Origin of the sequence: Stieleria marina (assembly GCA_007741555.1) — a bacterium.
GTDB lineage: Bacteria > Planctomycetota > Planctomycetia > Pirellulales > Pirellulaceae > K23-9.
In genome coordinates this window covers 4974341-4987723 of the sequence record CP036526.1, presented here as the reverse complement: position 1 = coordinate 4987723, position 13383 = coordinate 4974341, and the positions used below count along the sequence as shown (strand labels likewise).

Sequence of the window (13383 nt, the reverse complement as noted above, 5' to 3'; positions counted from 1 at the left end):
ACTCTACGCGTCCATTTTATTGGCTGGCGACCGTAAATCAAAGGTCCCCGTCGCATCGAAGGGCGCCGAATTCGCGCAATAGATCCCTTGCGACGGACAAATCCTCACGATTCGTGTGATCGGCCGCGGCTTCGCATAGCCGACAATTATGAAAAAGCCTATTTTCTGTTCGGTTTTGCCGCCACGGTCTTGCGAAAGCTTAGGTGTCCGCGGCAAGACAGACTGTCGCCCTGCCTACGCGTTTCTTAGTCAATCATTGCCCACCGCTCCATGCCTCCCAATCTTTGGCCAATCATTTCGAGTGTTTTTGGCGTGATTCTGGTCATGGTCATCGGCGGTGGTTGCCGTCGAGCAGGATGGCTGACGCGCGAAGCCGATCGCTCGCTCGCGCGGTTGACGACCAATCTTCTGATCCCATCGTTCTTTTTGGATCGAATCCTCTACGGCACTTCCACCGATACGCTGGCGGTTGCGTGGATGCCGCCGGTGGTTGGTTTCGTCACGACGACAGTTGGTTTTATGCTCGCCCTGTGGTTCGCAAGGTTGGTCGGGCCAGCCATCGGACTCGATACCGATGCCAAGCAACGTGCGTTTGGTTTGTGTGCTGGCATTTGCAACTACGGCTACATCCCTCTGCCGCTGGCCGAGAAGTTTTATGAAAATGCGGTGGTCGACTTGATCCTGCACAATGTCGGCGTGGACTTGGCACTGTGGAGCGTCGGGCTGGCCGTGTTGTGCGGCAGTTCTGCCAACGGCTGGCGACAAGCGTTGACGAATCCGCCGCTGATCGCCGTGGTGCTGGCGATCGTGATTAAGCACGTCGTCGGTGTCGGCGTAGTGCCACCTTTTGTGATGAGCGCGTTTTCGCTTTTGGCAGCCTGTGCCATTCCGATGGGCCTAGTGCTCAGCGGTGCCATCATCGTGGACTTTTTGGGCGAATCAAAGCTTGGTCATTCGTGGCGTGTGGTGATCGCGGCAATCGGATTTCGCCAGTGCATCATGCCCCTGTTAATGCTGGGGGCGGCGACCGCACTGATCCGATCCGAAGACCTGCGACAAGTCATGATGCTGCAGGCGTCAATGCCTTCGGCGATTTTTCCGGTCGTGCTAATACGCTTGTACGACAAAGACGTTTCCACCGCACTAAGTGTCGTGCTGTCGACATCGTTGGCGGCACTGATCCTGATTCCGTTTTGGCTGGGAATCGGGCAGTGGTGGTTGGGCGTTTAGCGGATGGACGCCAACGGTCACGGGAACCAGCGGTCGCGGGGAGCAACGGTTTTAGTTTTCGACCGGATCAGCTTTCAACCGATGAATCGAATTGTGCAGCGTGCCGTCGATTTCTTTGCCATCGATCGACAACAGTCGGTAGCGAATCTCCATGCACCACGTCGGCGAGATCTCGGGAATCGTCAGGGAAACCGTCTTCCCGTCGGCTGACAAGTCGGCTTCGGCGACATTCAACTCCCGCTCGTCATAGTGCTTTGACCCATAGTTAGCCGTCCGGCGGAGAGACCAAACCCGGACGCTGTAGTTCTTTGGGTCTGCCGCGCTCGTGCGATCAATTTCGCCAGAAAAACCGAGCGTCACTCCGCGGTTGGTGGCGGACAACTCGACCGGTAGTTGGATCGGTTTGCCAGTGCATCGCAAACGATACAGACCGCCATCTTGCTGTTGTTGGCTGCTACCCCAAGCAAACATGCCGCACAGATAAAGTTGTTGATCGTCCGGGCGGAAACGGCCACGCATGACTCCGGTTGGAAACTGATCGATCGGTAGTTCGATCATCCCGCCTTGTTTTTGTCCGTCGATGTCTTCGTGCGGGACCAAGTAAACCTTGCCGTAGCCGTAAGACAGATTCAGCAATCGATGGTTCAGCGGTCCCCATTTTTCGCTGTCGACCCACAACAGTTCCGCGGGCGATCGATCAAACGCATTGGTGATCCAGCACAGGGGTTGTTCCATGGCGGAATCCGACGAATTGGTGACGTCGTGATAGCCAAACATATTTCCGTAGAATCCGCCTTTGCGAACCCAGTTGATACGGTTCTTGGGATTCCAGTGGCCTTCTTGATCGGTGACGATAAAGGTTCCGTCCGGATTCAAGCAGACACCGTTCGCTGCTCGAAAACCTTTGGCCAGAATCTCAGTTTCACTACCATCTTTGCTGACCTTTAGAAGTGTGCCGTGATGAGGCACCACGGCTTTGAGCGCGTGACGAGCGGACTTGGCGTAATAGAAATTACCTTCGTCGTCGGTCTGCAATCCCATCGCGAACTCGTGAAAGTGCTCAGTGACTTGGTGGTCTCGGTTGAAACACTCGTAGAAATCAGTTTCGCCGTCGCCGTTCTGATCATTCAAAATGCAAATCTGATCGCGGCACGAAACGTAAATTCGGCCACCGACGATTCGCAAACCCAGCGGCTGAAACAAACCGGATCCGATGCGTTGCCAAGTCAATTCGACCTCCGTATAGGCAGTCGCGTGATCGATCTGCGATAGCCCGGTCACCTGCCAAACGTCGCCGTCCCACGTGCAAATCGCCATCGAATCACCGTCGTCGAAAAAATCGAATCCAGTCAATCGCAGGCGTGCGAGCCAAGGGTTCGACGTGGGTACCTGCAGGACATCGGCAGCAAAGGCGCCGCTGCTATCGCCAAGCTGAACCTTTGTCGTCAACTTCTCGGGCCATCGTTGCGGTCCTCCCTTGGTCAGTGGTCGCAGATTTGGTTTGGGATCGTCAATCAGTACCGTGGGTGACGCCGCATCGGGCTGGTCACCATTGGCAGAACGCGTCCACAACACAACATCAATGGGAGCGTCGCCTGGAGGGAGGGTCAAACAAAGTTGGTTTTGGTCGCGAATCGACCAAGATGCTCCTTGGATGGGAATGGAAAGTCCTGCCTGTTGAATCTGCAACGCAGTCGTTTTCGCCGCTCCGTTGACGACGCCAACGAGTGGATGCAAACCTTGGGTGTCGAGCAGTCTTTTCGGGGCATCCAGCGGCCAGTTCGAGATTGCATCCTGGACAGGTTCCGAAGCCTCGACATTGCCAATTTGCTTTTGGTTCAAGGCACGCGGTACAAATTGAACATTCTGGAGGTCGCCTTTGAAAAATGGTTTCGCCGGAAAATTACTTGCCGTGTGGCCAATGCGGATCACCGGCTTGGCCAAATCACGTTTTGGTTTCAGTTTTCCACCGCCGCTTGGTTTTCCGTCGACAAAGAACTTTACTTCGCCGGAATTTTTCCACGTCATCGCGATGTCATGCCACCTGCCGTCAGTGACTCGTTTCAGAGAACGAACCGCGCCGACCCAGCCAATGTCGTAGTTCAAAAGTCCATCACGTATGAAGAGACTTTTTCCGCCTGGGACCCATTTTGTTTGGTCCAACGTCTGCGTGAAAATCGCACCGTCGCTGGTTGTACGAATTCGAGCAAGGAGCGTGAAGTCTTGCGTCCTCATCTCAAAGCGATCACTGCCAGCTGTTTGCAAGAACGATCCGCCATCGAAGGTTTGTGAATCGTTGGTGGAAGTTTTCCCTGCGGAATAATCAATGGCGACGGACTGGTTGGTGCGCCGAAGTTTTGCGTTTGCGCCGAGGCTGGCGACCCGCAACGTCATTTCGCGGTCGCGACGGCCAACATTCATTTGGCGGCCAAACACGTAGCGCTGATCCTTTGTTGACGACACATCTGCGATCAGCTGCGGTGATTCCAGAATCGTTGTGTCACCGATTTGGTAGTCGATGATGGTCTGTGAGCCGTGGGAATAAATTCCGTTTAGTTTCGCCCATTCGTTGGGCAGTGGACCATACTTTCGCCCATCGCGTCCGACTAATCGGGGGTCGTCCAACGATCCATTAGACGGATTGGACCAGCCTGGGCCATTGTGGTTCTGCAAGTGAACATCGCCACTGACACGCGGATGAATGTTGTGACGCCCGTTAAAATGAATCCCCTGCCAGTTGATAAACGAATCCAGCGATGATGAATCTGGTTTTACCCAGGCCGTACTCATCCGCATCGTGTCGTGATCAAAAATCGTCCAGGCATGCCCCCGCGAAACTCCGCCAGGCCCGGCATCCAAACGCACCGCAATTCCCTTGTGCGCAAAATTTAATGCGTCATCTCCTGTTTCAAAAGTGTTGATCATCGAAGGACCGTAGTCCATGTTGACCCAAGGCTGCACTTCGACCGGAGCGGGGCCGATCGATGTGCCTTTGGGCAAACTCGTCAAATAGGAATCGTTGACGTCGAAATGTTCGTCTGGATTGTGCGGTTTCAAATACGCTTGGCGAATGTAGTGGACCACATCGTATTTTTGTTGGGGCACCATCCAGGTCTGCGGAAGCATTATGCCAAACCCACGGGTCAGTGTTTGATACATGGCGAAAGGGTCGTTGCCGTTTTTGAAATTGCCGCTGGCAAAACGCAACGACGTGGGCAGCGATCCGGGCTGATCCTTCGTCCCATGGCAGTTAACGCACAGGCGACTGTAGATCGCTTCGCCGCGTTGAAAAGATTCATCGTCAAGAGACGCAATCATCGCGGCGTGGTCGATGTTGTTTTCGTACTCAGGGACGGGAGGCGCAACCAGCAGATGAGGCGGTGGTTGCAGTTTTCTGGCCGTTTCCGCTCCGCCGTCGCGAATTGCAATGAGATATCGGACAAGATCCAAAAACTGCTGTCGCCCAGAAAGCTGATTCACTTGTCCCGCAGGCATGAGGGATTGGCTGTTCTGTTTGCGAGCTTCGACTTTCGCCTTGGGGATCTGCAGCGGTTTAGCGCCCGGACGCGCGGTTCGCAACGAAATCGTTTGCGCGTTCTCCGAAATGAACTGACCGACTTCGACGCGTCCAGTGTCCAACACCAGCATGACCGATTGGTAGCCGTCACGAATCGCTTGAGATGGCCGTAGTACTGAATCGACCAGTTCGACGTCAGACGGTAGTTTTTCTGCGTCGTACTGAGTCAAGTCCGGGCCGATCGCACTTTGTCCGGTTCCCGTCGTGTGGCACGTGCCGCAAGCAATCGATTGTTGATGAAACACAATCGCGCCGCGCGCCGCATTGCCGCTGGTTAGTGCAGCGGTGGCAAGCTGAGTCGCTGGCTCGGCGAGCAACTGTTTTTCTAACTGTTGCGCACTAGCCGACGTCGGTCCAAAGGCGAGCAGCAAAAGACCAAAAGTTCTATGAAATGATCGCAATGGTAACGAAGCCTTTCGTGGCGTTAATCTTTTAAGACAAAGGTGAGTTTCAAGTTGACGCGATACTCCGTGATCTTGCCGTCCTTGATGTCAACTTTCTGATCCTGAATCCAGGCCCCGGTAACATTCTTGAGTGTCTTGCACGCTCGCTTGATGCCTTTTTCCATGGCGTCGTCAAAACTCTTTTTTGAAGACGACGTGATCTCAGTGACTTTTGCGACTGACATAGTAAATGCTCTGGGCAGGAGGTTGAAAGTTGACGAATGAAATCGTCAAACGCGAATCGGGAAGCGCAGCGAGTTTTGGTGCAGGGCTCTTTAACGAAGGACTTTTCCTTTGGCGTCGATAATCTGCGAGTTGGAGACCGCGTTGCCAAGGTTCTCGAAATCCTTGAATTTCCAGATGACGTTTTTTTCGCGGTCGATTTCGATTAGTTGCGGGTGATCGGGGCCTGCATGACAATTGCCAAGGATGATGTTGCCGTTTTCGTGGATCTCTAAAGTCGTCACCCAAGCCAGCGTGATCCCTGGTAGATCATTTTGTGTCACTTTCCAGACAACTTCCTTCTCTGGAGTGACTTCCAAAATGCTATGCCCGTTACCAGTTCCGATCAGCGTGTTTCCGTTTGGCAATCGGATCGCGCTGAAAACGGCATCACCAAACGCTTCAGGGCCATGCCCTTTCGTTGCGTCACGACCAAACATGGGGACGTCGTATTCCCAAGTGACTTTTCCATCGCGACCGTATTGCCGGACAAATCCGTCGCCTTCCTGAGCGACCAAATACTGCCCGTCGTCCAAGCGTCGCACCAGTCGCGTGTCACGGTGGGGATGCGGATGGTCGATTTTCAATTGCAATTCGAATTGGACGGTGCCATCGCGATCGATTTCAAAAATCTTGCCTTCCCCGCTGACCGCCACCATGATGCGATCGTTTTCGATTGGCTGCAGAGCGTGAACTTCGACCTTCTTCTTTTTGCACAGCTTCTTGGCGTCAAACTTCCAAACGATCTGCTTGGACTTGGGATCGATTTCGATCAATTCGGTGTTCTGGTGCGTAAGAATATTGCCGCTGGGCAACTGATGCAGATCGTGTGGCGAGCCGCCAATTTCCATCGACCACTCCAGTTTGCCATCGGCATCAAACCGGCAGAGCTTGCGATTCTGGTTGGCGATGAATCGGTGATCAGCGAGAGCGGGAGCAGTGAAGAGGCCAACGACGATGGCGAAAGTCAAAATGCTGCTAAGTTGTTTTTTCATGTCGTGTCCGGATTCGTCGTTCTGTCGATTGGAATAGCGATTGAAGGAATGTGGTAGCGGCAATTGTAGGCCGTCGGTGGTTTGATATGCGACCTGCGTTGGCCCATTGCGGACAGAAATCCGTGATACAATCTGAAACAGCATGAATAAGAAACCCGAGTCGGCTTTGGATGCGGATGCCGCCAATTCGCAACCCACTGTGATTGCGATTGAAAACGAAAAGAAACAACCCTCTCGAATGAAGCGAGCCTTTATCGTTTCACTCGTTGCTCACGCATTGCTGCTGGTGGCGCTGCTGTTTTGGTATTTACCTAGCCGCAGTTCGGCGCCTGCTGTTTCGTCGGGATCGAAATCCTCTGCGTCCCCGGCGGACGATCGCGCTGCGCCGATGCCTCCGCCAGAGCTGATGACGCCCAAGCTGGGGGATGATGTTCCCGCCGAACAAATTCGCAAGTCGATTGATTCGCAGATCGAAGCTGTCAAGAAACTTCCCGTCGAAGTCAAACTGTCGGAGTTGGATAAGAATCTGAAACGCTTGAAATCGTTTGCGAATGAAAAGTCGGTGGAGCAGATCACTGAAAAAATTGGTTCGACGCTTGGCCTGGATACCGACCAGTATCAGGCGAAAACGGAGGTGCCCGAGGGGCGTTTCGATTTCAATACCGCACAGCTGTCGGATGTAGTTCGCCGTAAAGGCCCAAGTGGTCAGTGGATCTATGACGCGACCATGGTCGATGCAGCGGGGCGGACTTCCAATGTCGAGATGAACGCGGCGGACGGTGCGACGATGCATGATTTGTTTTCAAAAATGAAGAAGTACCCGATGGCGGCAGGGATCTATCGCAGTGTCGTGATGCCCATGTTGCAGAAGATGATCGAAGCGGAAAAGGTCGCGAAGAAAGCGGCCCGAGAGGCGCAGCGAATCCAGAACGAAGAGAACAAGCAATAAGATCTGCACCGTCGATCCGCAGAAGACAGAAGCTGTCGCTTGGGTCGGCGGGCGAGCGAATCACGTCACCTGCGTGCTCTTGGCAAATACAATCGTGGTGGTGGCGTTGCGGTTAGGGGCAGTTGGTTTTGGGTGAAATCGTTTTTAGACTCGCACCGCCTCGTCTCCATTAATCCCTTATTACATACCTATCGAGAAGAAGAGCATGAGAATCAGTCAGCTGGCGAGCGCGGCAGTGTCCCCCATTGAACCGATGCAATCCGGCAAGATGCGTCCAGCCGTTGGCGTTTGGCGTGCGGTGTTTTGTGTCGCGTTGGCGTCCTTCCTTGTCACGCAAGGAACACGTCCGTCGGCGATGGCTGATGAAACGGCGGCAAGACCCAACATCGTGATCGTGTTAGTCGACGATCTGGGGTATTCGGACATTGGTTGTTACGGCAGCGAGATTGAAACACCGAACTTGGACAAGCTTGCCGAGGGGGGATTGCGATTCACGCAGTTCTACAACTCAGGTCGTTGTTGCCCTACCCGCGCCAGCCTGATGACAGGTTTGCATCCGCATCAAGCGGGAATCGGGCACATGACGGCGCCGCCGAATCAGCCGCTTGGTTTTACCGGACCGTATCAGGGGTACTTGAATGACCGCTGCACCACGATCGCTCAAGTGGTCAAGTCCGCCGGATATCACACGTTGATGACGGGGAAGTGGCACCTCGGTAGCGACGACAGATCGGTTTGGCCACGCCAGCGTGGGTTCGATCGGTTCTATGGAGCTCTAAGTGGTGCGTTTAATTATTCGAAACCAGGCGGTGACCGTGGACTGACGTTGGACAATTCACCGGTTGATCCGCCCGCCGATTTCTATGCGACCGATGACTTTACGGACGTTGCTTGTGAGTACATTTCCGAAGTTACCGAGCAAGACGATGAACCTTTCTTTTTATATTTGGCATACAACGCACCGCACTGGCCGCTGAATGCCAAGTGGGATGACTACTTGAAATACAAGGGCAAGTACACCGACGGTTGGGATGCGGTGATGCAGAATCGATTGGCAAAACAAAAAGAGCTAGGTTTGTGGGAAGGTGACGTCGTGCCAGCGCCACACGTCGGACCAAAGTGGGATTCCCTTGATGACGTTCAGCGTCAGAAAATGGATTCCATCATGGCGGCCTACGCTGGGTGCATCGATTCGATCGACCAGAACATTGGCAAGCTGGTTTCGCATCTGGACAAAATCGGGCAGCGCGACAACACGGTGATCTTCTTTCTGTCCGACAATGGTGCTTGCCAAGAAGGCGGCGTGCTGGGGCGTGGCGACGAGTCGATGATCAAGGATCCTCCGCTGGAAACCACGGATGGCGTGCGATTGGGATTGGCGTGGGCCAATGCGTGCAACACGCCGTTTCGTTTGTACAAACACTTTGTGCACGAAGGAGGCGCGGCGACGCCGATGATCGCGCACTGGCCCAACGGAATTGCGAAAGACCAAGTTGGAAAGTTGGTTCGCCACGCCAGTTATTTGCCTGACTTTATGGCAACGTGCATCGAACTGTCGGGCGCCAGCTATCCTGCGGACATGCCAGCGTGTCAGGGCAAATCAATCGTCTCGTTGTTGAAGGGATCGGAAACGGCAGTCCACACCGAACCGATCTACTGGGAGCACGAAGGCAACGCGGCGGTTCGCTGGGGCAAGTGGAAATTAGTACGCGAGTACGAAAAGCCCTGGGAGTTGTACGACATCGATGCTGATCGTACGGAAATGAATGATGTGGCGCTCGTCAAAGCTGACAAACGAAAAGAGATGATCGCGATGTGGGAAACCTGGGCCACGAAGCATGGCGTGAAATTTCCCGAGCGATTCAACATGTATCAGCATCTGAATCAGCGGAAGCGGAAAGCCAAGAAGTCACGCTAGACTGCTCTCTTCGCAACTATTCGCTCACCAGCCAGGATCGACTGTTCCTGCTGGTGAAAAACCGTTCGTGCGAACAAAACGGTGGTGGGTCAAACAAACATCGATTGAAAGACGACCCAACGCGCGGTCAGCAGCGTTAGCAGAAGGCAGCACCACCATGACGCGACGTGGGCAATTGGTTTTTGTCGCAGTGCGTACAGGATGCCCAGTGCAGTGCCGGTGACAATCAGTTTGAAGAAAATCAGGCTGGTTGGATCATGGATGAAGTGGCTGCCCAGAGGATTGAGTTCTCGCATGGTGCCGGAGTTTGCGCCGGCGATGGTCCATACCAAATCGACGATCGATAACAGCGCGATGATCGAGAGCGATTTGATCATCACGGTTCGGTTGGCTGTTGAAAGTGCCGACTCTTCGCTTTGCATCGGCCGATTCGATAGCAAGTGTCCAAACCCGAGGACGACGAACACCATTGCCAGGACTGTCATGGGATAGGAGATGCGAGCCACCAGTAGATTCGCCGCCGTCGTACGATCGGCGGCGTCTCCCAGGGCGGCTTGTTGTTCGTGTTGTGCTTTGACGCGGGTAATAAACTCTTCGCTGCGTGAAAATTCGCTGAGCAAGCGCTGCGCCGTCGCGTGATCTTTTGGGGCGATCTTCTTAAGTGCTTGCTCTTCTTGGTCAGCAATGCCAGATAGCGTCTCCAGAAGCAGGTCGCCTCCGTAGTTCGGATAGAAGACTGCTGGAAGGGTGTTTTCAAACACGACGACGATCGCTCCAATCTGGCATTCGCCAATCAGTTGAGAAGCTCGGCCGTAGGGTGATGTGCCGCGGCGTTCTCTGGCACCGCGAAACGAGCCGTTGCCCCAGTTGCCGCCATCGCCACGGCGCAATCCCTCCCCTTTTCTGATGCGGTCTCGCATTTCCAATCGCTTGTTGCGATCGCCGTTTTCCGCTCGTATTGCTCCACGCAATTCCTCTTCATCGACGGCTGCTCCGAAGAATTCGGGTGTAAACGTTCGGTCATTCACAGTCAGTGAATCTTTGGTGATCTGAATTGAATACGGAGGCAAAATGTAGTGCCCGTCAATAAACAGATATCCTTCGGATGTTCCCATTGGCGTTGCAGGTTGTGCCCAAGCAGCACTCGCTGTGAACGCGATGCAAACGCTAATTCCCATCCAGTAGATCAGCGTTGACGGTACGGATTTAAGATCCATCCGGTAGATTCCTGCGTCAATGTAAATGAACGATGCCCCATCGTTTGAACGCCGGACTTCGTCAGAGGTTTCGGCCCCAATCAAGAATGCCGATGATATAAGATTGCATCGCAATCGTGCGTTGGCCCTATTTGCCGACGCCCACCGGAAAGCTTGCAATCAACCTCAGTCTTTTGAAGTGATTAGGAAATATGAATCTAGAAAAACTCTTGCTTACGTCTGTTGGAATTTTGTTTCTCTTTTGCGAACAAGGGATTTGCCAGGAAGGCTCCGTGCAAAACTCAGTTGGTGAGGTGCGTAAAGGAGTTCCCCAAGGCAATATCACTTCGGGCGTGTTCGATCAAAGCAGCGTCTATCCGGGAACGCGGCGCGAGTACAGCGTTTACATTCCCGATCAATACAAAACGGATACGCCTGCCAATCTGATGGTATTTATGGATGGGCGTGGCTACTTAAAAAAGAACGGAGCGTTTCGTGTTCCTGTGGTGCTGGACAACTTGATTGATCAAGAAGCGATTCCGGTTACCGTCGCGGTGTTTGTCAATCCAGGTACCATCGCGGCGAAGATTGACGGGGCAACGACTCGCAGCAACCGTTCGTTTGAATTCGATTCGCTGGGGGACAGGTATGCGAACTTTCTGATTGACGAACTTCTGCCAGTCGCGCTCAAAGGAATCAACGTATCGTCGGATCCGGCTGACCGAGCGGTGTGTGGTATTTCATCCAGCGGCATTTGTGCGTTCACGGTGGCTTGGGAAAAACCAGAACAGTTCGGCAAGGTCGTCAGTCACATCGGTAGCTTTACAAACATCCGCGGCGGCTGGGCTTATCCCGGGCTGGTACGAAAGACCAAAGACGATCCGAAGGCGATCAAGGTCTATCTGCAAGACGGCCGCGACGACTTGAATAATCTGCACGGCAACTGGCCGCTGGGCAACCAAGATTTAGCGGCAGCATTGCAGTACGCCGGTTACACCTACAAATTGACGATGACCGACGGTGGGCACAGCAGCAAATGGGGCGGTGAAGAATTGCCAACCGCGCTGAAATGGATTTGGGATGACAACGCAGAATCGACGAATCTTCCTGTCGTCAACACAAAGCCCAAGTGGGAGCCGCATCCTGACGCGATCGTTCGCGACGACGTCCCCCAAGGCACGGTCGAAGAAATGGAACCGTGGTCGTCAAAGATCTTTCCAGGTACGACTCGTCAATGGGCAGTCTATGTTCCTGCCCAGTACAGAGCGGACGAACCGGCTGCGTTGATGGTGTTTCAGGATGGCGAGCGAATGAGAAACCTCAACGGTCGCTGGCGCGTACCAACGGTGTTCGACAACTTGATCGCTCGCGGTGACATGCCGCCGACGATTGCCGTGTTTTTGAATCCCGGCAATGACCTGTCGAAACCGCAAAGGAAGGGACGCCAATCCAATCGGAGTTTTGAATACGACAGCCTGGGAGATCGCTACAGTCGATTCTTGTTGGAAGAAATTTTGCCAGAAGTGAAGAAGCGTTATTCAATCTCGGACGATCCATCGATGCGGGCCATCGGCGGTTCCAGTTCGGGTGCTATTTGTGCGTTTACGACTGCGTGGGAACGGACCGATCAGTTTCGAAAAGTCTATTCAAACGTCGGCAGCTTCACGAACATCCGAGGCGGCGATGCCTACCCGTCGCTAGTGCGTAAAACCGAACCCAAACCAATCCGTGTTTACATGGCCGATACAAGCGGTGACGTGGACAATGCGTTTGGCAGCTGGGCTTGGGCGAATCAGCGCATGGCTTCGTCGCTGAAATACATGGGCTACGACACACGATTCGATTGGGAGGAAGGCTACGCGCACAATGCGGACTTTGGCAGTTCCAAATTTCCCGACGCAATGAAGTGGCTTTGGAGAAAAGAAACTCCCACGCCGGTAATCGATACCAGCGGTGACTTGGGCGGTGACCTGACGTTGTTGAACTTGTTGATCCCGGGGGAGAGTTGGGAGATTGCCGCGGACAACTTGGGTTTTGCCGATGGGCTTTGTGCGGACAAAGAAGGCAATTTGTATTTTTGTGACATGCGATCGTCTTCGATCATTTGTCTGAGTGTCCAGGACGGGAGCCAGCGAGAAATCGCAAAGCAATCCGTCAGTGGATTGGAGCTGAGCCCGGACGGCAAATTGCTGTACGCATGCCAAGGAAAGCAGAATCGCGTCATTTCGATTGACATTGCGACCGGTGACGTCAAGCCAATCACAACGGGGGTCAAGCCAAATGATTTAGCGGTCACGGCTGACGGGATGATCTTGATCACCGAAACCGGTGCCAAGCAAGTCACGCGAATCGATCCGGCTACCGGAAAAGTCACTGCGGTTGATACTGGCATCGCAAAGCCAAACGGAATTGCGCTGTCCAATGACGGAGGCACACTGGCGGTTTCTGATCACGGGGGTTCACACACTTGGACGTTTCGTGTCAATCATGGAGCGACGCTGGACGCCAAAATGCCGACCATGCCCATGCGTTTGCGAATCGACGACAAAGGCAAGTTTGATTTCAATCAGCCGCCGCCTTATGTCAAGTCCTCACGTGGCGACGGGATGGCGGTCGACAAAGTCGGACGCTACTACATCACGAGTGATTTGGGAGTTCAGATTTTTGATCCAACGGGGCGACCGTGTGGCGTGCTTCCCAAAGTCAATGCTGACCAACCGCTGACAACTTGCATGTTGGCTGGGCGTGATCACAGCACGCTGTTTATCGCACACGGAAAGAGAATCTATCGTCGAAAGTTGACGGTTCAGAAACCCAAACGCTAGATCGCAATGCTGCGACCGACGTAGGAGC

General features: G+C 53.8%; 8 protein-coding genes. 4 read left to right on the top strand and 4 right to left on the bottom strand.

Annotated elements, in window-relative coordinates:
- The first annotated feature begins 270 nt into the window (after positions 1–270).
- Complete coding sequence (locus K239x_RS17595; protein ID WP_145419530.1) at positions 271–1230, top strand: AEC family transporter; 960 nt, start codon at positions 271–273, stop codon at positions 1228–1230.
- Positions 1231–1281: 51 nt separating this feature from the next.
- Here the strand turns inward: K239x_RS17595 and K239x_RS17590 are convergent, their stop codons facing one another.
- The 3 genes from K239x_RS17590 to K239x_RS17580 form a co-directional block, all read right to left on the bottom strand.
- Positions 1282–5178, bottom strand: a complete 3897-nt coding sequence (locus K239x_RS17590) for a DUF6797 domain-containing protein (RefSeq protein WP_419189098.1) — start codon at positions 5176–5178, stop codon at positions 1282–1284.
- 53 nt (positions 5179–5231) lie between these two features.
- On the bottom strand, positions 5232–5435 hold the full coding sequence (locus tag K239x_RS17585) for a dodecin family protein (protein ID WP_145419528.1): 204 nt from the start codon (positions 5433–5435) through the stop codon (positions 5232–5234).
- 90 nt (positions 5436–5525) lie between these two features.
- Positions 5526–6467 carry an outer membrane protein assembly factor BamB family protein gene (locus tag K239x_RS17580; RefSeq protein WP_145419527.1) on the bottom strand — a complete coding sequence of 314 codons (942 nt, stop codon included), beginning with the start codon at positions 6465–6467 and terminating at the stop codon, positions 5526–5528.
- A 142-nt stretch (positions 6468–6609) separates the two neighbouring features.
- On the opposite strand from K239x_RS17580, the gene K239x_RS17575 reads away from it, so the two are divergent.
- Entirely contained in the window at positions 6610–7416 is an 807-nt protein-coding gene (locus tag K239x_RS17575; protein ID WP_145419526.1) for a hypothetical protein, read from the top strand.
- A gap of 205 nt (positions 7417–7621) precedes the next feature.
- Positions 7622–9334, top strand: a complete 1713-nt coding sequence (locus tag K239x_RS17570; RefSeq protein ID WP_473163540.1) for an arylsulfatase — start codon at positions 7622–7624, stop codon at positions 9332–9334.
- 89 nt (positions 9335–9423) lie between these two features.
- On the opposite strand, the gene K239x_RS17565 is transcribed toward K239x_RS17570, so the two are convergent.
- A complete protein-coding gene (locus K239x_RS17565; RefSeq protein WP_145419525.1) occupies positions 9424–10551 on the bottom strand; it encodes a DUF5658 family protein in 1128 nt (375 codons plus the stop codon).
- Positions 10552–10823: 272 nt separating this feature from the next.
- Here K239x_RS17565 and K239x_RS17560 point away from each other — a divergent pair, with 272 nt between their 5' ends.
- Complete coding sequence (locus K239x_RS17560; protein ID WP_419189097.1) at positions 10824–13355, top strand: alpha/beta hydrolase-fold protein; 2532 nt, start codon at positions 10824–10826, stop codon at positions 13353–13355.
- Positions 13356–13383: the final 28 nt, after the last annotated feature.

What these genes read in the sequence shown, in the direction of transcription:
- K239x_RS17575 (WP_145419526.1), top strand. Translation starts at nt 6,610, where the DNA reads ATGAATAAGAAACCCGAGTCGGCTTTGGATGCGGATGCCGCCAATTCG.
- K239x_RS17570 (WP_473163540.1), top strand. Translation starts at nt 7,622, where the DNA reads ATGAGAATCAGTCAGCTGGCGAGCGCGGCAGTGTCCCCCATTGAACCG.
- K239x_RS17595 (WP_145419530.1), top strand. Translation starts at nt 271, where the DNA reads ATGCCTCCCAATCTTTGGCCAATCATTTCGAGTGTTTTTGGCGTGATT.
- K239x_RS17580 (WP_145419527.1), bottom strand. Translation starts at nt 6,467, where the DNA reads ATGAAAAAACAACTTAGCAGCATTTTGACTTTCGCCATCGTCGTTGGC.
- K239x_RS17585 (WP_145419528.1), bottom strand. Translation starts at nt 5,435, where the DNA reads ATGTCAGTCGCAAAAGTCACTGAGATCACGTCGTCTTCAAAAAAGAGT.
- K239x_RS17565 (WP_145419525.1), bottom strand. Translation starts at nt 10,551, where the DNA reads ATGGATCTTAAATCCGTACCGTCAACGCTGATCTACTGGATGGGAATT.